This window comes from Arthrobacter ginsengisoli (assembly GCF_031456935.1).
Classification (GTDB): domain Bacteria; phylum Actinomycetota; class Actinomycetes; order Actinomycetales; family Micrococcaceae; genus Arthrobacter; species Arthrobacter ginsengisoli.
Genome location: NZ_JAVDVQ010000023.1, coordinates 17571 through 35804 on the forward strand (window position 1 = coordinate 17571; position 18234 = coordinate 35804).

At 67.3% G+C, this 18234-nt stretch carries 17 protein-coding genes and 1 tRNA gene; 8 read left to right on the forward strand and 10 right to left on the reverse strand.

All coding sequences use genetic code 11. The features are described from left to right. Window positions 1-295: 295 nt before the first annotated feature. Window positions 296-1153: an inositol monophosphatase family protein gene (locus J2X01_RS18445; protein WP_310060825.1), complete on the reverse strand. Its 858-nt coding sequence runs from the start codon at window positions 1151-1153 to the stop codon at window positions 296-298. Window positions 1154-1263: 110 nt separating this feature from the next. Here J2X01_RS18445 and J2X01_RS18450 point away from each other — a divergent pair, with 110 nt between their 5' ends. After that, complete coding sequence (locus J2X01_RS18450) at window positions 1264-1917, forward strand: hypothetical protein (protein ID WP_310060828.1); 654 nt, start codon at window positions 1264-1266, stop codon at window positions 1915-1917. Window positions 1918-2120: 203 nt separating this feature from the next. Here the strand turns inward: J2X01_RS18450 and J2X01_RS18455 are convergent, their stop codons facing one another. Next, the gene (locus tag J2X01_RS18455; RefSeq protein ID WP_310060830.1) at window positions 2121-3143 is read right to left on the reverse strand and encodes a hypothetical protein; all 1023 of its coding nucleotides are present in this window, start codon (window positions 3141-3143) and stop codon (window positions 2121-2123) included. A 210-nt stretch (window positions 3144-3353) separates the two neighbouring features. Here J2X01_RS18455 and J2X01_RS18460 point away from each other — a divergent pair, with 210 nt between their 5' ends. After that, on the forward strand, window positions 3354-3506 hold the full coding sequence (locus J2X01_RS18460) for a hypothetical protein (RefSeq protein ID WP_310060832.1): 153 nt from the start codon (window positions 3354-3356) through the stop codon (window positions 3504-3506). Window positions 3507-3601: 95 nt separating this feature from the next. Here the strand turns inward: J2X01_RS18460 and J2X01_RS18465 are convergent, their stop codons facing one another. The 4 genes from J2X01_RS18465 to J2X01_RS18480 all read right to left on the reverse strand — a co-directional run bounded on the left by J2X01_RS18465 (window position 3602) and on the right by J2X01_RS18480 (window position 6698). Then, window positions 3602-5137, reverse strand: a complete 1536-nt coding sequence (locus J2X01_RS18465; RefSeq protein ID WP_310060837.1) for a putative bifunctional diguanylate cyclase/phosphodiesterase — start codon at window positions 5135-5137, stop codon at window positions 3602-3604. Further along, window positions 5127-5576 (reverse strand): DUF7793 family protein, encoded by a 450-nt coding sequence (locus J2X01_RS18470; protein ID WP_310060839.1) that lies wholly within the window; start codon window positions 5574-5576, stop codon window positions 5127-5129. The genes J2X01_RS18465 and J2X01_RS18470 overlap by 11 nt, the downstream gene beginning before the upstream one ends. After that, window positions 5566-5706 carry a hypothetical protein gene (locus J2X01_RS18475; protein ID WP_310060842.1) on the reverse strand — a complete coding sequence of 47 codons (141 nt, stop codon included), beginning with the start codon at window positions 5704-5706 and terminating at the stop codon, window positions 5566-5568. Before J2X01_RS18475 ends, J2X01_RS18470 begins: the two co-directional genes overlap by 11 nt. 146 nt (window positions 5707-5852) lie before the next feature. Then, window positions 5853-6698 carry a DUF998 domain-containing protein gene (locus J2X01_RS18480; protein ID WP_310060844.1) on the reverse strand — a complete coding sequence of 282 codons (846 nt, stop codon included), beginning with the start codon at window positions 6696-6698 and terminating at the stop codon, window positions 5853-5855. Window positions 6699-6784: 86 nt separating this feature from the next. On the opposite strand from J2X01_RS18480, the gene J2X01_RS18485 reads away from it, so the two are divergent. The 3 genes from J2X01_RS18485 (at window position 6785) to J2X01_RS18495 (ending at window position 7769) form a co-directional block, all read left to right on the forward strand. Further along, window positions 6785-6857, forward strand: a tRNA-Arg gene (locus J2X01_RS18485). A gap of 1 nt (window position 6858) precedes the next feature. Next, on the forward strand, window positions 6859-7356 hold the full coding sequence (locus J2X01_RS18490) for a DUF6314 family protein (protein WP_310060847.1): 498 nt from the start codon (window positions 6859-6861) through the stop codon (window positions 7354-7356). Then, window positions 7353-7769, forward strand: a complete 417-nt coding sequence (locus J2X01_RS18495; protein ID WP_310060849.1) for an NUDIX hydrolase — start codon at window positions 7353-7355, stop codon at window positions 7767-7769. The genes J2X01_RS18490 and J2X01_RS18495 overlap by 4 nt, the downstream gene beginning before the upstream one ends. Before the next feature lie 61 nt (window positions 7770-7830). Here J2X01_RS18495 and J2X01_RS18500 read toward each other — a convergent pair whose 3' ends face one another. Together J2X01_RS18500 and J2X01_RS18505 are read right to left on the reverse strand one after the other, a co-directional pair. After that, the gene (locus J2X01_RS18500) at window positions 7831-9744 is read right to left on the reverse strand and encodes an ABC transporter ATP-binding protein (RefSeq protein ID WP_310060851.1); all 1914 of its coding nucleotides are present in this window, start codon (window positions 9742-9744) and stop codon (window positions 7831-7833) included. Further along, a complete protein-coding gene (locus J2X01_RS18505; protein ID WP_310060853.1) occupies window positions 9741-11411 on the reverse strand; it encodes an ABC-F family ATP-binding cassette domain-containing protein in 1671 nt (556 codons plus the stop codon). Before J2X01_RS18505 ends, J2X01_RS18500 begins: the two co-directional genes overlap by 4 nt. 228 nt (window positions 11412-11639) lie before the next feature. Here J2X01_RS18505 and J2X01_RS18510 point away from each other — a divergent pair, with 228 nt between their 5' ends. The 3 genes from J2X01_RS18510 to J2X01_RS18520 all read left to right on the forward strand — a co-directional run bounded on the left by J2X01_RS18510 (window position 11640) and on the right by J2X01_RS18520 (window position 13989). Then, a complete protein-coding gene (locus tag J2X01_RS18510) occupies window positions 11640-12386 on the forward strand; it encodes a hypothetical protein (protein ID WP_310060856.1) in 747 nt (248 codons plus the stop codon). Beyond that, the gene (locus J2X01_RS18515) at window positions 12368-13102 is read left to right on the forward strand and encodes a hypothetical protein (RefSeq protein ID WP_310060859.1); all 735 of its coding nucleotides are present in this window, start codon (window positions 12368-12370) and stop codon (window positions 13100-13102) included. The genes J2X01_RS18510 and J2X01_RS18515 overlap by 19 nt, the downstream gene beginning before the upstream one ends. Window positions 13103-13251: 149 nt before the next feature. Continuing rightward, a complete protein-coding gene (locus J2X01_RS18520) occupies window positions 13252-13989 on the forward strand; it encodes a hypothetical protein (protein ID WP_310060863.1) in 738 nt (245 codons plus the stop codon). Between the two features lie 206 nt (window positions 13990-14195). Here J2X01_RS18520 and J2X01_RS18525 read toward each other — a convergent pair whose 3' ends face one another. Further along, complete coding sequence (locus J2X01_RS18525) at window positions 14196-17219, reverse strand: alpha-mannosidase (protein WP_310060866.1); 3024 nt, start codon at window positions 17217-17219, stop codon at window positions 14196-14198. Window positions 17220-17320: 101 nt separating this feature from the next. Beyond that, window positions 17321-18196, reverse strand: a complete 876-nt coding sequence (gene fdhD, locus J2X01_RS18530) for a formate dehydrogenase accessory sulfurtransferase FdhD (RefSeq protein ID WP_310060868.1) — start codon at window positions 18194-18196, stop codon at window positions 17321-17323. Window positions 18197-18234: the final 38 nt, after the last annotated feature.

Genomic DNA, 18234 nt, shown 5'->3' on the forward strand with positions numbered 1-18234 from the left:
TCCGCCCCTCGGGACATGCCCTCCCCTGCCCCCGGCCAGCGGACATAGTGCCCACATGTCCAGGCCCCGCGGCGAACAATGAGCATGTCCCGCGGTGCGCCCAACACCCCATCGGGACATGCCCTCCCCTGGCCGCGGCCACCGGGACATGCCCTCCCCTGCCCCCGGCGGGCGGACATAATGCCCACATGTCCAGGCCCCGCGGCGAACAATGAGCATGTCCCGCGGTGTGCGAGGCGAAGATTGGGCATGTCCCCAAGCGGCAGGGGTGGTGCCGGGTGGCGCGCGCCCGGACCTACCCCGCGGAGCCGGATTCCAAGGCGGCACGGAGCTGCCGGACCGCCGTCGCACCTCCGGCGACGAACCAGTCCAGTCCGTTGACCCGCACGACGTCGGTGGCGCCGCCGGCGGCGAGGACGATCGCCTTGCCGGGCAGCCAGTCCCACTCCGGCGAACTGTGCTGGAACCAGCAGCCCAGTTCGCCGTCGGCCACCCGGCTGAGGTCGCAGGAGCCCGAACCGAACATCCGCAGCGCGGCGGCGGAGGTCGCGGCGGCGTGCCACGGCATCGCGCACATCGGGTCGGCGAGCCAGGTGGGGTGGATGTAGGTAGCGGCGCCGAGCTCGGCCAACGGCGTGTTGGAACGGCTGGCGCCCGGGATTCCATCCGTACGGAAGGTGGTCAGCCGCTCGCCGTTGAGGCTTGCGGGCCGGTCCGTTCCGCCGAGCCAGAGCTTGTCCTCCTCCGGCTGGAAGATCGCGCCGAGTTTCACCCCGGAAGAGTCCTTGAGGGCAATGGCGGAGCACCAGTAGGTGGAGCCGTGCAGGAAGTTGTAGGTCCCGTCGACCGGGTCGATCACCCAGGTCCTCCCGCTGGTGCCCGCCACGGAGGCGCCCTCTTCTCCGAGGATGCCGTCGTCTGGGCGGCAGCGCTGGAGTTGTTCCAGCACGTAGGCCTCGGCTGCGTGGTCCGCGGCGGTGACGACATCGGAGACCGAGGTCTTTTGCCTGCCCTCCAGACCGGCCTGCCGCATGAGGAGGGCCAGGGTCCCGGCCTCGCGCACGAGCGCCTCGGCGAGCTGGTAGTCGTCCAGCGCGGGGTTGAGTTCGGCCGTGCTGTGCCGGCCGAGCCGGTGCTTTCCAAGTTCAGTCACGCGCTCCAGCCTATCGGCGCCCGCCGGCAGTGAACAGGCGGCAGCCGGGCAGGGCCGGCCCGGGTGTCGGCCGGCGCCCGGCAGCCCGGGCGCCGGGCGATAATGGAGCCATGGCCAAGACACCCGCACAGCGGATCAAGAAGCACGGCGCCAACGCGGCCGTCCCCCAGCACTATCTGCCGTCGGTGATCAACCCAAGCACCAGCCGGACCCCGAAGAAGGCGCAAAACAACGGCAACCTGATTCTGATCGCCGGTGTCGTGGTGAGCCTGTTCCTGTTCTGGTACCTCCACTTGCTCACCCTTAACCAGCTCACCCAGCTCAGTGGGGGCATGGCCATGCCGGACTCCCTGGTCGGGGGCTTCGACCAGGGTTTCGTGGAGCAGCTGCGGACCGCAATGGACGAGGATGCCCGCGGGCAGCTCAACTACGTTCACAAAACGGCCGGCATGCTCTTTCCGCTGATTTTCGGCTTCACCTGGCTGCTGCTCATCGGTACGAACGTGGCACGGAAGGGACTGCGCTGGGCGCTGTGGACCGTGCCCCTGCTTTTCGCCGCCGTGAAGTTATGGGGCAATGCGGCCATTGACTCGATGATGTCCGCAGCAACGGTCGACGCCGGCCAGGTGGCCCTGGCATCGGGCCTCACCGTCGCAGGCTGGGCGCTTCTGGTCCTCAGCCTGGTGGTTGGCGGCGCAGCCCTCTTCCTGGGCCGCAAGCGCGCCTCGGCCGCGGTTCCCACCACGGGACATGCCCAGTCCTAGGCGCAGCCACCGGACATAGTCCCACTATGTCCATCCCCGGCGGAACCCGGAGAGCATGCTCAACAGCACCCACCACGGGACATGCCCAGTCCCAGGCGCAGCCACCGGACATGGTCCCACTATGTCCAACCGCCGCGGAACCCGGAGGGCATGTCCAATGCGGCGTGCAAGGGAGATAGCCAGGCAGAGTCAACCGGTCAGGCTCACGCCTCGGCCGTCAGGTACTCTCTGGCCTGATCTGCACGCTGCTGCGCACCTGAAGCCTCAAAATGTTCCGCTGACCGAAGCAGGTTCTCCCTGGCCGCTCCGAGGTTGCCAATCGCAGAATGTGCCCGACCCAGCAGAAGGCAGGCCTCGCCGAGGATCTGGGGGGATGGCTTGTCCGGGTCCGCACAAATCTGATCCAACAGTTCAATAGCGGCACTGGCTTCACCCGCCAAGAAGTTCCAGTGACCGCGGTTCAGCTTCATCAGCAGGTAGTCGTTGGCGCTTCCGCCGATAACGTCCGTGGCCAGCTCCGCCCGTTCAATGCAGCGCAGGGTGTCGGCGTCTGCGACGTCCGCCGCGAGCCGCATGGCCGCAGATGCCTTGTTAAATTTCGCCCAGACGTCGAGGTTTCTTGCCGGGGAAAAGGTCGCTGCCGCGAGCTCGTGGTATTCGAGCCCCTCCTGCACCCTGTTGCAAAGGAATGCGACGTTCCCGATAACCCAGTAGACCTTGCCGATCAGCTGGTCGTCGACTTCGGCAGAAATCGCCTCGGCCAAGTCAAGACATTCAGCCCAGGCCTCATCCAGTCTTCCCGTGTCCGCCAACGTGGCGATCAGAGCCTGGCGGGCCTTGACATTGGTTTCGACGTCATCGTCCGACACAAGATCCACGGCTTCCCTGGCGGCGTGTGCAGCCTGTTCCAGCAAACCAGCCCCTTGCCAAGCCTTGGCCACCAGGATGTAAGTGCATGCTTTGGCATGCGGGTCAGCCGTCGCATGGGGGCCGCTGGCCAGGTCCGAAGCGAGTGCTGCGCAGGCCTCGAATTCCTCCGCATCCAGGAGATTCTCGGCTTGGACGAAAGTCATGTTCCACCAGGCATCCATGTCGCCTTCACTGCGAGCTATCTCGGCGGCATCGTGGGCGCTGCTGGCTGCCTGAACGAAGGCGTGATTGGTCCGGTGCTCGTATGCCCGCAATTCAGCGGCGGCATACAACGGCGAAACGGAGTGCAGTGGCATGACTCCATTATCCGTTGCCACGGAAGCAGATCCGGACACGCCACAAAAGCAGGAGCCGCGCAGTTTTCGCGCAGGAATCGCTCAACTTCGCCCTAATAACACAGTTTTGGTGGTGCCTCGCGGATTATCCTGTCACGGCGTGTCCAATGGCCCTATACTGAACTCGCACAACATGAGTCCCATCAGCCTCTTACGTATCAGGAGCTCTTCATGAAGAAAACACTCGCAACACTCCTCGTCGCCGGAGCGCTGGCAGTCGCAGGTCTTTCCACGACTTCGGCTATCTCGGCTTCCGGCGAAAATGCCGGCCAGGGTTCCGTTCAGGCCGTTAACTGGTGGCCGAACTCCACCCCGAGGTTCTAATAGAAGCACCAAAGAGGCGGGCATCGGACTCCACGTCCGATCCCCGCCTCTTTACTATTTTCGGCCCATATCGGGGTGAACGACAGTGCGGGTGACTAATCCAGTCCCAAAGCCCCCGGGCCAATCAGTGCCTCGATCTGGGCTGCCGGCACGGGCCGCCCGAAATAGTAGCCCTGGCCGCTCGCGCAGCCCAGCCGGAGCAGTTCGGCCGCCTGCTCCGCCGTCTCGATCCCTTCGGCAACGGCCTTGAGCCCGCAAGCATGGATGAGGTGCAGGACCGCCGCGACGAAGTTACTCTGTTCCTCGTCTGATCCCAGCCCGGCGATCAGGCTCTTGTCGATCTTGACCACGTTGACCGGCAGTTTCCGCAGGTAGCTGATGGAGGAATAGCCAGTGCCAAAGTCATCGATTTCGAGTTGAACGCCCAGGCGCCGCAGACCGCTCAGGGAATACTTGTCCACGTCCCCGCCATTGATGGCCATGGACTCCGTGAGTTCGACGATGAGGTTGGCGGCGTCCACCCCAGTTTCGCTGAGGATGTCGCGGACGTGTTCGATCAGGTCCAGGTTCTGCAACTCGGTCGTTGAAATATTGACACGGACATTGAACTTGTCATCGACGTTCAACTCCTGCTGCCAGTGCCGAAGTTGGCGCACGGCGTTCCGCAGGACCCAGTGGCCCAGATCCACGATCATCCCGGTCTCCTCAGCCAGCGGGATGAATGAATCGGGCATCAGCAGGCCACGCTCCGGATGGTTCCAGCGCACCAGCGCTTCAACACCCTCAGTCCTGCCGGTGGCAAGATCCACCACCGGCTGATAGTGCAGCGTGAGCTGGTCCTGGCCGATCGCCTCACGCAGTTCGGTGATCATCACGCTCTGCAACCGGCGGGCGTAGAGCAACGCCGGCTCGAACACCCTGATGCTGCTGTGCGGCTGGGCTTTGGCGGCGTACATCGCCGTGTCCGCCTCCATCACCAGGTCGTCGACCGACTGCCCGGGTTCCGCGACGCGCAGCCCGATGCTGGTTCCGCAGGTGATCCGCAGGTCGCCGATTTCAAGGCTCTCGCCGAGGGCCTTGAGGATCCTGTTGGCGACGCGCCGGGCCCTGACCAGGTTGGACTTGGGCAACATCACGGCGAATTCGTCGCCGCCGAGGCGCGCGACCGTGTCCGTCTCACGGACGGACTCCTGGAGCCGCCGCGAGATCACCCGGAGGACATCGTCGCCGGCACTGTGGCCCAGCGTGTCGTTGATGCCCTTGAAGGAGTCGAGATCGAGAACCAGCAGGGCCGGCGGCAATTCGCCCCGGGCCGTCTCTGCAAGGGCGTGGCTCAGGACCGAATTCAGCGCCGTCCTGTTGGCAAGCTGGGTCAGCGGGTCAGTCAGCGCCATACGCTCCAGCTCGACCTGGGCGTCGCGCAACATCGCCGTTCGGCTTTCGACGCGTTCCTCAAGTTCCTGGTAAATGGTCTGCAGGTCGTCGGCCATCAGGTTGATCCCGGCGATGACCGCGGCGACGTCGTCCCTGGCCCCGGATTGCGGAATCCTGGTCGTCAGATCACCACTGGCAATCCGGACGATGCCTTCGACGAGGGCGTGCAGCCGGGGGTCCGGCGGATCAGTCTTCACTCGTGTAGGGCCCTAACCAATCGATGGCTTCAGCTTCGGACAAGAAAAACTGCGCCGGGATGGTCTCGGTCTTGGACCGCAACAGATAGTGCGCGATCACGCGATCGACGGGGCTTTCGCCAACGAGGGCAAAGGCGGACGCCGCGATGGAGGAGCTGTAGACGTGCCGGGCCTCGGGGCTGAGGCCCATGACACCCGTGATGACCAGCAGCACAGGCATGCGCCGGCCGTTGGCCAGCGCCCGGACCGCGGCTCCGGCCACGCGGGCCTCGGGTTCCGCGACCTCCGCGTTGGCGGGCAGCACTACCTCGATGATGCCGCCGTTGCGCATGCGGACACCGATCGGGGCACGAAGAAGCCTCTCCCATCCGGCATCCGGCGCGGCGGCAGGCTCGTCGGGGATCCGTTCGCCGGGTTCGGCCAGGGCATCAATCGTCATCGGAACCCAGCCCAGCGGGGGCCACCACGGCCGGTTCGCGGCCCGGGCCGGCGTCGTGGACACCGGCGCCCCGCACGCCCCCGACGGCAGTTGCGGGATCAACGCACCGCTTGCCTAGATCATCAGACATTCGTCCCCATTGAACTCCGAAGTCGGCCACTCGTCGTGCGCGGGAGTCAAGTCGCGCACGCCGCACCGGAATGTTCCGGTGAATGCCCTCATGATAATCGAAGGTCGGGCGATTGTGAGTCATAAGACACCCGCCGACCTGGTAGTTCAGGTTCCCTCCCCCGGGTGGCCAGCGCCGGGCGCGCCAGCGTTCCCGCCTGCCGGGCGGGCGCCCCCGCCGGCCGCCGTCGCCCGCGCCCTGGCCAGCCGCCGGACCGTGCGTTCGCTGCCCACCCGCTGCGCGACCACCAGCCCGACGGCGGCCGTACCGATGGTGATGGGATAACCCATCAGCCGCTCCAGGGTGCCGGGCTCCGACACGTCCATCCCCGTCACGCCGCCGGTGACCAGGGCGCCGAGGGACAACACACCGCACGCGAGGATGAACCGGCTCAGCGGTGTCTGCCGCCGCCAGAGCCAACCCAGCAGCACCAGCGCCAAACTCCCGGCAGCGAAATACATGATGGCGCCCACCGCATGCCACACGGAACGGGCGTTCTCGGGGACCAGCCCCACCAGGACGGTCCCGAGGCCGGCGGCGGCAGTAAGGGCCCGGGCGGCGATCGCGGCCGCCCACGGGATCCGGCTGGCCGGAACCAGGGTGAACCGGGCGCTGGGCCGCGCCGCGGTGCACAACAGCGGCGCGCTGAGCAGCAGCGCGCCCACCATCATGCCGATCCCCTGGACCACGAAAGAGGCATTCATCAGCAAATGGGCCGGCGAGCAGACGTCCCGGCCGTCGAAGACCCCGCAGGAGGTGGCGCCCAGATCGCTGATGAAACCGGTCCGGCGGCTGTACGGCTGCTGCCCCGCCCAGGCTCCGATCACTGCGGCCTCCGCCACGAAATACTGCAGCACGCTCAGCAGGGCCAGCGCGCCGGCGAAGAACCTCGTGGACGGCAGGTTAGGGATGTAAATGAAGGCCTGGGACGACGGGCCAGCGGGGGCGGTCATGCCAAGAGCGTAGTACGGCCCGTCACCTTGTATGCTTATATCCGTGTCCGAACGGGCCGGCCAACGGCCGTCCAGTGCGGACGCCCGCCCTCGTAGCTCAGTGGATAGAGCACGGCTCTCCTAAAGCCGGTGTCGTTGGTTCGATTCCAATCGAGGGCACTTGAACCCCCAGTCCCCGGACCACGCTCCGGATTTTGATCTCCGCGCCTACCTGCTGGGCGACTGGACCGTGGCACGAACCCTGCTGGACCGGTCCACCGGCACCCGGGGCTCCTTCACCGGAGTGGTCCGCTTCACCGAAACACCCGACGACGGCGGCCTCCGCCTCCGCGAGGAGGGCACGGTTTCCTGGGCGTCCGTCCCCGGCGGGCCGGCCGGCACCCCGTTCACAGGTCCCGCCAGCCGGGAGTACCTGCTCCGTCCCGCCGGTGCACCGGACTCGATGGACATGTTCTTCCCCGATGGCCGGCCATTCCACCGGATGGGCTTCGGGGCGCAGAGCAGCCAGGACCAGCACTGGTGCGACCCGGACACTTACCGCGTGCAGTACACCCGAATCGGCCCGGACGAATTCCACTACCAGTGGGATGTCACCGGACCCGCGAAGGACCAGCTGCTCACGTCGGTCCTGCGCCGCGCCACGGACTCCGCGGCATGAACCCGCTCATCGTTGTCTCCGCGGTCTGTGTCTTCGACGAGGCAGGACGCCTCCTGACCGTCCGCAAGCGGGGCACGGACAAATTCATGCATCCCGGCGGAAAGCCGGAGGCGGGCGAGACAGCAGCCCAGACTGCCGCCCGGGAACTGGCGGAAGAAGTCGGGATCGTCCTCGCCGCGGACGAGCTGGAACTCCTGGGCATCTGGTTCGCGGACGCCGCGAACGAGGCCGCCACCCAGATCCAGGCCACGGTCTTCACCGCCCCGGGGGCCTGGTGTGCCCATCCCTCCGCGGAGATCGCCGAAATCCGCTGGCTCGATCTGGCCGCGGAGCTGCCGGACGATCTCGCCCCGCTGCTCACCGACCACGTCCTGCCGGCCCTGGCCGGCCCGCGTCCCGGCCTCGCCGGCTAGCGTCCCGGCCTCGCCGGCTAGCGTCCCGGCCCGGGCCGGCTAGCGTCCCGGCCCGGCCCAGCTAGATCCCCGGCACGGCCTCTTCCGCGACGGCGCTGGCCTCACTGAACTGGGTCCGGTACAGCTCGGCATACCGTCCCTCGGCGGCCAGCAGCTCGCTGTGCGTTCCGCGCTCCACGATCCTGCCGTCCTCCACCACCAGGATGGCGTCGGCGGCCCGGATGGTCGAAAGCCGGTGTGCAATCACGACGGCGGTACGGCCCTCGAGCGCTGCCCCGAGCGCCTCCTGGACCGCGGCTTCATTGGTCGAGTCCAGGGCCGCCGTGGCCTCGTCCAGGATCACGACGCGGGGCTGCGCAATGAGCAGGCGGGCGATGGTGAGGCGCTGGCGTTCGCCGCCCGAAAGCCGGTAGCCGCGCTCCCCCACCACAGTGTTCAGGCCGTCCGGGAGCGAGCGGATCATGTCTTCGAGCCGGGCCTGCCGCAGCACGTCCCACATAAGCTCGTCGCTGGCGTCCGGTCGGGCCAGCCGCAGGTTGGAGGCAATGCTCTCGTGGAACAGATGCCCGTCCTGCGTCACCATGCCGAGGGTGTGCCGCATCGAATCGAAGGTCAGGTCACGGACGTCCACCCCGGTCCCGGGCGCGGTGCCGCCGAAGCGGACAGCGCCGGAATCGACGTCGTACAGGCGCGAGAGCAGCTGCGCGATGGTGGACTTGCCGGCGCCCGAGGAGCCCACGAGGGCGACGGTCTGGCCGGGTTCCACCCGGAAGCTGATGCCGTGCAGCACCTCTTCGCCGCCGCGGGTATCGAGCGTGGACACGTCCTCCAGCGAGGCGAGCGAGACCTTGTCCGCCGAGGGGTAGGAGAAGCGGACGTCGTCGAATTCCACGGACAGCGGCCCGGCCGGCGACGACACCGCATCGGGCTTCTGCTCGATGAGCGGCTTGAGGTCCAGGATCTCGAAGACCCGCTCGAAGCTGACCAGGGCGCTCATAATCTCGACCCGGGCGTTGGAGAGCGCCGTGAGCGGCGCATACAGGCGGGTGAGGAGCAGGGCCAGCACGACGACGTCGCCCGCGGCCAGCTGCCCCTGCAGCGCCAGGAGGCCGCCCAGGCCGTAGACCAGCGCGAGGGCCAGCGCCGAGACCAGCGTCAGGGCGGTCACGAAGGTGAACTGCAGCATCGCAGTGCGGATACCGATGTCCCGGACGCGCCCGGCGCGGGCCGCGAATTCCCGGGATTCCTCATCGGGGCGGCCGAAAAGCTTCACGAGGGTGGCGCCGGGGGCCGAGAACCGCTCGGTCATCTGGGTCCCCATGGACGCGTTGTGCTCCGCGGCTTCACGGCGCAGGTCGGCCAGTTTGGAGCCCATCCGGCGGGCCGGGATCAGGAAGATCGGCAGCAGGATCATGGCGAGCACGGTGATGAGCCAGGACTTGCCCAGCATCACCACGAGGGTCAGGGCGAGGGCCACGACGTTGCTGACGACCCCGGACAGGGTGCCGGCGAAGGCCGACTGCGCGCCGATCACGTCGTTGTTCAGCCGGCTCACGAGTGCCCCGGTGCGGGTGCGGGTGAAGAACGCGATCGGCATTTTCTGCACGTGGTCGAAGACCTTGGTGCGCAGGTCCACGATCACGCCTTCGCCGATGGTGGAGGACAGCCAGCGGGTGACGAGCCCCAGCCCGGCTTCGGCGACCGCCACAATGGCGATCAGCACGGCCAGCCAGACCACGACGTCGGCGCCCGCACCGGCGATGATCGCATCAACCACCTGGCCGGCGAGGACGGGCGTGGCAACGGCCAGCACGGCCATCACGATCGACAGCAGCACGAAGGCGATCAGCCTGCCCCTGTGCGGACGCGCGAAGCCGAACACACGCTTGAGCGTCTCCTTCGAGAACGGCTTCGAGCCGCTCGAGGCGCGCGTGATGTTGTAAAGGGAGCTCCAGGCTACCCGGTCCATGCTCATGTGTTGTTGCCTTTCGGGGCGGTGTGGCCCAACAGCTCGGTGACGACGCCGTTGTCCACGTTCCAGCGCGCGTCAAGGCGCACGTTTTCCAGCAGCCTGCGGTCGTGGGTGACCAGCAGCAGGGCGCCGTCGTAGCTTTCGAGGGCTTCCTCGAGCTGTTCAATCGCCGGCAGATCCAGGTGGTTGGTGGGCTCGTCGAGCACCAGCAGGTTCACACCGCGGGCCTGCAGCAGCGCCAGGGCGGCCCTGGTCCGCTCTCCCGGCGAGAGCGAATCCACCGGGCGGGAGGTGTGGTCTGCTTTGAGCCCGAATTTGGCCAGCAGGGTGCGGACTTCGGCCGGAGTCTGGTCCGTCAGCACGGCTTCGACCGCGTCCCCCAGTTGCAGCTCGCCGGCCAGCAGCCCACGCGCCTGGTCGATCTCCCCGAGGGCAACCGAGGCGCCCATCGAGGCGTCCCCGGCAGTGGGCCGCTGAACGCCCAGCAGCAGGCGGAGCAGGGTGGACTTGCCGGCGCCGTTGGGCCCGGTGATGCCGATCCGTTCCCCGGCGTTGAGCTGGAGGTTCACCGGCCCGAGCGTGAAGTCGCCCTGCTGCGCGACGGCGTCGCGGAGCGTCGCCACGACGGCGCTGGAACGCGGGGCACGGCCGATGCTGAACTGCAGCTGCCATTCCTTGCGGGGCTCTTCGACCTCTTCGAGCCGGGCGATGCGGGATTCCATCTGGCGGACCTTCTGGCCCTGCTTCTCGGAGGATTCGGTGCTGGCCGCGCGCCGGATCTTGTCGTTGTCCGGGTTTTTCTTCATGGCGTTCCGGACCCCCTGGGAGCTCCACTCGCGCTGCGTACGGGCCCGGGAGACGAGATCGGCCTTGGTGTTGGCGAACTCTTCGTACCGTTCCCGCGCATGCCGGCGCGCCACCGCCCGCTCCTCAAGGTAGGCCTCGTAGCCGCCGTCGTAGACCGCCACGGAGTTTTGCGCGAGGTCAAGTTCCACGATGGTGGTCACGCAGCGGGCGAGGAACTCGCGGTCATGGGAAACCAGCACCACACCGCCGCGGAGGCCCTGCACGAACGCCTCGAGTTTCGCCAGTCCGTTGAGGTCCAGGTCGTTGGTGGGTTCGTCCAGGAGGACAATGTCGAAGCGGCTCAACAGCAGCGCTGCAAGCGCCACGCGGGCCACCTGGCCGCCGGAGAGCCCGGTCATTTCGGCGTCCTGGCCGATCTCGAGGCCGAGGTCGGCCAGCACGGCCGGGACGCGGTCTTCCAGGTCCGCGGCGCCGGAGGCCATCCAGTGGTCAAAGGCGAGCGAATAGTCGTCGTCGGAGCCTGGGGCGCCACTGCCCAGCGCCTCGGCTGCGGACTCCATGTCGAGGGTGGCCTGGGTGCAGCCGGTGCGCCGCGCGATGTAGCCGCCCACCGTTTCGCCGTCGACCCGTTCGTGCTCCTGTGGGAGCCAGCCCACGAACGCGTCTGCCGGGGATAGGCTGACGGCGCCTTCCTGCGGCGCGTCGACGCCGGCCAGGAGCCGGAGCAGGGTGGACTTGCCCGCCCCATTGGCTCCGACGACGCCGACGACGTCGCCCGGCGCGACAGTCAGGGAGAGTTTTGAGAAGAGGGTGCGGTGGTCGTGACCACCGGAGAGGTCCTTGGCAACAAGGGTTGCAGTCATTAGTCCATTCTCTCACCGCGGCCCGGAGCAGACGGCCAAGGGGCGTTCCGGGGGGCCACTGGCCGCCGGGCATAAAAGAACCCGCCGGTCCGGACTTGGGGGGTGTACGGACCAGCGGGTTCGAGGATTTAGCATAGTTGAATCAGCACCTCACGTAAAATCAACGCAGTCGGCGCTCGACCGAGCCGCAGAAGCCGCGCTGACATTCCAATCCGCAGGAAGCCATAGATGCCCTTACCCGCCAAGGCGTTTCAACTCTGGCTCCATGTCGTCGCCCCCAGCACGAGCACCGCCGACATCTGCAGGATCTCCGGGATCAAGCGCACCACGCTCGCCCAGCAACTGGTCCGCGGAAAAGTTGCTGAAGCCACGCTCGTCAGCATCAGCCGGGCCCTGCATCTGAGCCCGCTCGCCGAACTCGCCGGCTTCGACACCTTCGCCGAGCTGGCCGGGGAACCGCAGCCGCCGACCGCGGCCGAGCTGGTCAGCCAGATTGCCACCATGGATCTGCTGCGGGCGGTCATCTCCCGCTCGTCCCCGGCCCACGGCGGCTATGGCGACAGCGGCAGTTCGTTGACGCCGGCGCTTGGCCCCGCCCCGCATGCCACGTCGGTCCGGAACTGGGTAGACGCCATCGACGACGGCGAGTTGCGGCACCGGGTATCGGCCGCCACGGGCGTCGCGCCGCAGAACTATTCGGCCCAGTTGACCGCGAACAGGCTCTCCCCGGAGCTGGCGGTCGCGACCGCACGCGCCGCGGGCGTAGGATTCACTGGCGGATTCGTCGCCACGGGCTTAATCACGGAAGCCGAAGCCGGCTGGCCACCGAAGGCAAAGCAGGCCGCCCTGGACGCCCTTTCCGATGGCGAACTCACGGCCCTGGCCGGAGAGCGGCTGCAGTCCCTCGGGAAAACCCTGCGCCGCCAGGAACATGAACACGAACAAACCAAGAAGATATGGGAGAACCTCGGGTGATCGCGATCCTGCAGTGGACCACTTTGGTGGTCTGCGCCCTCATTGCGATCGCGCGGATTCCCAGCGCCCTTCGGGGCGAGAACAGGTCCCTTTTCGGCGTGTTCGTGCTCTCCACCGTTGCCATTCTGCTCAGCATCGATGTGAGCTACCGGGCCACCGATGCCTGGCTCGGTTCGGAGAACTACACGAACCTGCTCCTGCGCTTTGTCGTCTACGGGGCTGTGCTGCTGTCCGGATACCGGATTGCGAAGGCCTTCGACGCCCGGAAGTCCATCCGCCTCATTGCGGGTCCCGTGGGCCTGGGAGTTCTTTCCGTGATCGGCATCGCCACCGTGGTCCTCTTCCTGCTGGCCGACACCGAGGGGTCCGTCACCGGGCTGACCACGCTGCCGGCGAGAAGCCGCGAGAACGCGGTCCTCATCGAAGGGTATGCGGCGGTGGGCCGGCTGTACCCGTCGTTCGTGGCGGCGTGCATCCTGCCCGCCACGTGTCTGGCCATCGGCCAGCGACTGCCCAGGGCCATCCGCATCGGAGCCCTCCTGCTGACCATCGCCTTCGCCGGCATGGCCTTCGGGACTTTCTACCCGCTGATCCCGTCCGAAGCCGGGTTCGTGAAACCAGCTGTGAACTACGCCTCGGTATTGTGCCTGGCGCTGGGACTCGCCTTCGTCTGGGTCTCCAGGCTGATGGCACGGCGCACGGCGAACCTCCGATGATCACGGTCCTGCAGTGGAGCACACGGCGTGGACCCCCGCCAAGCTGGCTGTCGAGGACAGTGGCCGTGACATCGCAGGAGACGCACACTGGGTTGACCGGATAGTCATTGTGGGCTGAGCTGCCCAGCGATTTTGGGAGAACCCTGATAATGGCAACGCTGGAATGGGCGACGCTGACTGTGTGCTGCGTGGCGCTTCTGCTGCGCGTCCCGGACGCCGTGCGCGGCCGGAACAGGACAGTGTTCGGCATCCTCATTCTGGGCACGTTGTGCGGCCTGCTCGCCGTGTCTGAAATCTACCAGGTGATCGACCGCGCCCTGGGCGGCTGGGACATCACGAGCCTAATCCAGCGCTACCTCGTTTTCGCCGCCGTCCTGCTCGTCGGCCTCCGCATCACCCGGGGCCTCGGCGCAGCCCAGGGCCACAAACTCATCGCGGGAGGAATCGGCCGGTGGGCGTTGGGGCTGAGCTGCCTGGCCGTGACCGTGGCGTTCTTCCTCATGGTCACCTACGGGTCACCGGACGGCCTGCAGGCGCTGTCCGGCGGAGAACGGTCCGCCACCCTGGAGTCCTACTACGTCGCAGCCGGCCGCACGTATCCCGCTTTTGTCTCGTTCGTCCTGGTGCCTCCGCTGCTGGCCGTCGTCAGGAGCCGGCTGCCGGGCCCGATGAGGGCGGGCGCGCTGCTGGTCCTGCTCGGCGCCCTCTTCGCGATCCTGAGCTGTCCGGTATCTTTCGCGCCGGACAGCTGGGCCGTCGTGCAGCATGTCGTGAACTATGCGGCGGCACTCGGCTACGTCATTGGCCTGGTCGTGTTCTGGTTCTCCGGGCTGATCGCGGACCCGTCAGGTAACGGTAAGGCAACGTTACGCCAGACGTCCGGCTAGGCATTCACAAAATCATTAGACCGTGAGAGAATCATGAATGTGTGAAAGCGGCAGTCGCTTCGTGGACGGGGAATCCCGTGCGGAGCCCGGGCAGCCGCCCAAACGCCATTGGGGGGATGAGTGGTGGCGGTCCAACTGGACCGCTCCCACTCAGCCTGTTTAACGCCCCTTCCGGCCGCCGGAGTCCGCCCGGCCTGGCTGCGGACTCAGCGTGCAAACCTCAACGTCACCAGCTGGAAAGGCCGGAGCGCCAGTTCCGCCGAACACCCCGCCGGAGTCACGCCCGGCGCTGCCGCCGGACGCTCCAGCAGATCCACCGTGTGGACGCCGCTGGCGCCGAAGCCGGCCGTCACGGTCCCAGCGGAGCGCTCCCCCAGGGATTCGTAGACCCGTACGACCACATCGCCGGAGCCGTCCTCGGCCAGCTTCACGGCTTCCACGACCAGGGCCGGGTTGGACACGGTGATGAGCGGCTCCACCCCGTGGGCGCCCTTGAGCACCCGCGGCGCCAGGTTCGTCCGGTAGCCCTCTTCGACGGCGTCGGCGATGCCGGCACCGGGCCGGATGGTGACCTGCAGTTCGTGCCGGCCGCGGTCCGCGCCGGGGTCCGGAAACTTGGGCGCCCGCAGCAGCGAGAGCCGCACCGTGGTGGTCGTCCCGCCGTCGTCCTCCCGGACAGTCCGGGTGACGTCATGGCCGTAGGTGGAGGAATTGGCTACCGCCACGCCATAGCCGGGCTCGGCGAGGTGGATCCACCGGTGGGCGCAGATCTCGAACTTCGCCGCCTCCCAGGAGGTGTTGAGATGCGTCGGGCGGAAGACGTGGCCGAACTGGGTCTCCGAGGCTGAACGGTCCGCCCGGACATCGAGGGCGAAACCGAGCTTGAGCAGCTTTTCGCTTTCCTGCCAGTCAACCGCTGTGGAAATCGCCAGGGACTCAGCCCCTGGCTCGAGGGAGATCCGCTGCGTCACGGCCGAAGCGCCGGCCTGTCGTTCCACCACGACGGCGGCGCCCCGGCGGCTGCGCTCCACCGCCGTCGACGTCGCTGCGGCCAGCCGGACGACGTTGCGGCGGTAGAAGGCATCGATGTCCCAGGCATCCCATTCGTTGGGGGTGTCCCGGTGCAGCTCCAACAGGTTCCCGTACTGCCCGGGGGCGATCGCGTCGCGTCCGCTGGCATAATCGATCAGCGATTCCAGCAGACCGTCGGCGTTGATGACGGCGCGGATGATCCCGTTGTCCAGGACGTAGCCGCCGCTGGCTTCGGTGGCCAGCACGGGTTGCCCGGCGATGACCGGTTCGGCCGCGCCGAACGGGGCGACGCCCTGGCGCCGGTGCGGGGCGGCGTTGAGCAGGAAGTCAATGTCCCCGGCACCCAGCACCGCACCGGCGGCGTCGGCGATGATCGCCTCAAGCTGTGCGCCGACGGCGGCATAGTTCCGTTCGGCGTCCTGGTGCACCCAGGCGATGGAACTGCCGGGGAGGATGTCATGGAACTGCTGCAGCAGGACCAGCCGCCAAAGCCGTTTAAGCTCCGCGGCCGGGTATTCGAACCCGGTGCGCACCGCGGCGGTGGCGCACCAGAGTTCGGCTTCCCGCAGCAGGTGTTCACTGCGCCGGTTGCCCAGTTTGGTCTTGGCCTGGCTGGTGTAGGTGCCGCGGTGCAGCTCGAGGTACAGCTCGCCGACCCAGACGGGGAGCGATTCGTACTCCGCCTGGGCCCGGGCGAAGAAGCTGGCGGCCGAGCCGAGTTCCACTTTCGGTGATCCCTCAAGGTCCGCGGTGCGCCGCGCGGCCGCCAGCATCTCGCGGGTGGGCCCGCCGCCGCCGTCGCCATAGCCGAACGGGACCAGGGACGTGGTGCCACGGCCGTGGTCACGGTAGTTCCGCTCGGCGTGGGCGAGCTCCCGGCCGCTGAGTTCGGAGCTGTAGCTGTCCACGGGCGGGAAATGCGTGAACAGCCGCGTGCCGTCGATCCCTTCCCAGTTGAAAGTGTGGTGCGGCATCCGGTTGACCTGGTTCCAGGAGATTTTTTGGGTCAGGAACCATTTGCTGCCGGCGGCCTTGACGATCTGCGGCATGGCCGCCGAATAGCCGAAGGTGTCCGGAAGCCAGGCCTCCTCGCATTCCACGCCGAACTCGTCCAGGAAGAACCTTTTCCCCTCCAGGAACTGGCGGGCCATCGCCTCGCCGCCGGGCATGTTGGTGTCGGCCTCGACCCACATGCCGCCCACGGGGACAAACTGGCCGGTTCGCACCTTCTCCCGGATCCGTTCAAAAAGCTCCGGATACAACTCCTTGATCCAGGCGAGCTGCTGGGCCGAGGAGCACGAAAACACGAAACCGGGATCCTCGTCCATCAGCGCCACGACGTTGGAGAAGGTGCGGGCGCATTTGCGGATGGTTTCGCGGACGGGCCAGAGCCAGGCGGAATCGATGTGCGCGTGCCCGGTGGCAAGCAGGTGGTGCGCGGAGGCGTAGGCCGGGCGGGCCAGGACCCCGGCGAGGGCCGCACGCCCGGCGCCTGCGGTGCCCGGCACGTCATCGGGATCCATGACATCCAGCATGCGTTCCAGGGCGCGCAGGATTTCGTGACGGCGGGGCAGTTCCATTGGCAGTTCGTGCATGAGGCCGTTGAGGGTCCAGATGTCCTGCTGCAGCTCCCAGACAGTCCGGTTGAGTTCGGCAATCACGATCCTGCCGAGCCGGTATTTTGGTGTGTTTCCCGAGGTGGTTTTGTCGCCGTACGGGGTCGCCGCAAAGGTCCATCCCTGTGACAGATCGGGATTGGCGGCCGCCTCCACGAAGAAATCGACGGACATTCCGCTGCCCAGCAACTTCAGCGGGATGTACTGGTTCCGCGGGGAGATGGCCTTGACGATGGTTCCGTCCGGCCGCCAGGCGATTCCTTCGCATTGAAAGCCGGGAAGGTCGCTGCTGAAGCCCAGGTCCACGATAATTTCCACGGAGGTGTCCGCGGCCGTACCCCAAGCATCCGGCACCTGCCCCTGCAGTCGGAGCCATTTCGTGCTCCACGGCCGCCCCCAGGCAGCCCCGTGCTCCTGCGGCGTGAACGGCTGCCGGAGAGCCTCCACGGCGGGCACCGGCTCATCCGGGACATCCCAGCTGCTCAGCGTGAGCGGTACACTGCGCGGATAGACCGCGGGGACGATGCGTTCGCGAACAAAACGGTCGAGCCGGACTTCCGTGAGACGGCGGTCGTCGTGCAATGTGCTCCTCTAGCGCGGGCGTGGATGACGCTGAAATGCATCCAATCGATGGATAAAATTTACGCTGCCACCGGTCCCAAACCAAGGGCATCCAGCTGAGGCTAGCCGCCAACGCGCGCGGGGACCCCGCCCACACGCCGGGAGCCCGCATACACATTCAACGAAGTTCCCCGGCTGAACCCGGCCAGGGTGATGCCGCTGGCCTCGGCCAGTTCGACGGCCAGGCTCGACGGCGCGCTGACCGCGGCCAGGACGGGTATGCCGGCCAGGGCGGCCTTCTGCACCAGTTCGAAGGACGCCCGCCCGGAGACCTGGAGCACGGTGCCGCGCAGCGGCAGCATGCCTTCGCGGAGGGCCCAGCCCACCACCTTGTCCACCGCATTGTGGCGTCCCACGTCCTCGCGAACGCACAGCAATTCGGCCGAGCCGTCGTCCGCGATCCGGAACAGTCCGGCGGCGTGCACGCCGCCGGTGACGTCGAAGACGGCCTGGCCTTCCCGCAGCCGGTCCGGGAGGGCGGCAAGCGTGGCCACGGGGACCGTCAGCGGGTCGTCGGCAGGGCTGAAATGCGAGGACTTGTGCACGGCTGCGATGGAGTCCGTGCCGCAGATGCCGCAGGAGCTGGAGGTGAAGACGTTCCGCCCAATGTCCGGGCGGACAACATCGGGCCTGAGCTGGGCTTCCACCACGTTGAAAGTCTGGACGCCGTTCTCGTCTTCGCCGGCGCAGAACCGCAGCGAGACGAGCTGTTCGGGGCTCCAGATGATGCCCTCGGAGACGAGGAATCCCGCCACGAGGTCAAAGTCGTTGCCGGGGGTCCGCATGGTGACGGAGAAGGACAGGCTGCCGAGCCGGATTTCCAGCGGCTCCTCGACGGCGAGCACGTCCTCCCGGTGGCGAACGGGAAATTCGAGGGCCTGGGGCGATCCGTCCAGGACATATTTGTGCACCTTGCGGCGTTGCGTGACGCGGCCCATTAGGTACTCCTAACCAACATAACTCAATCATGGCAAGC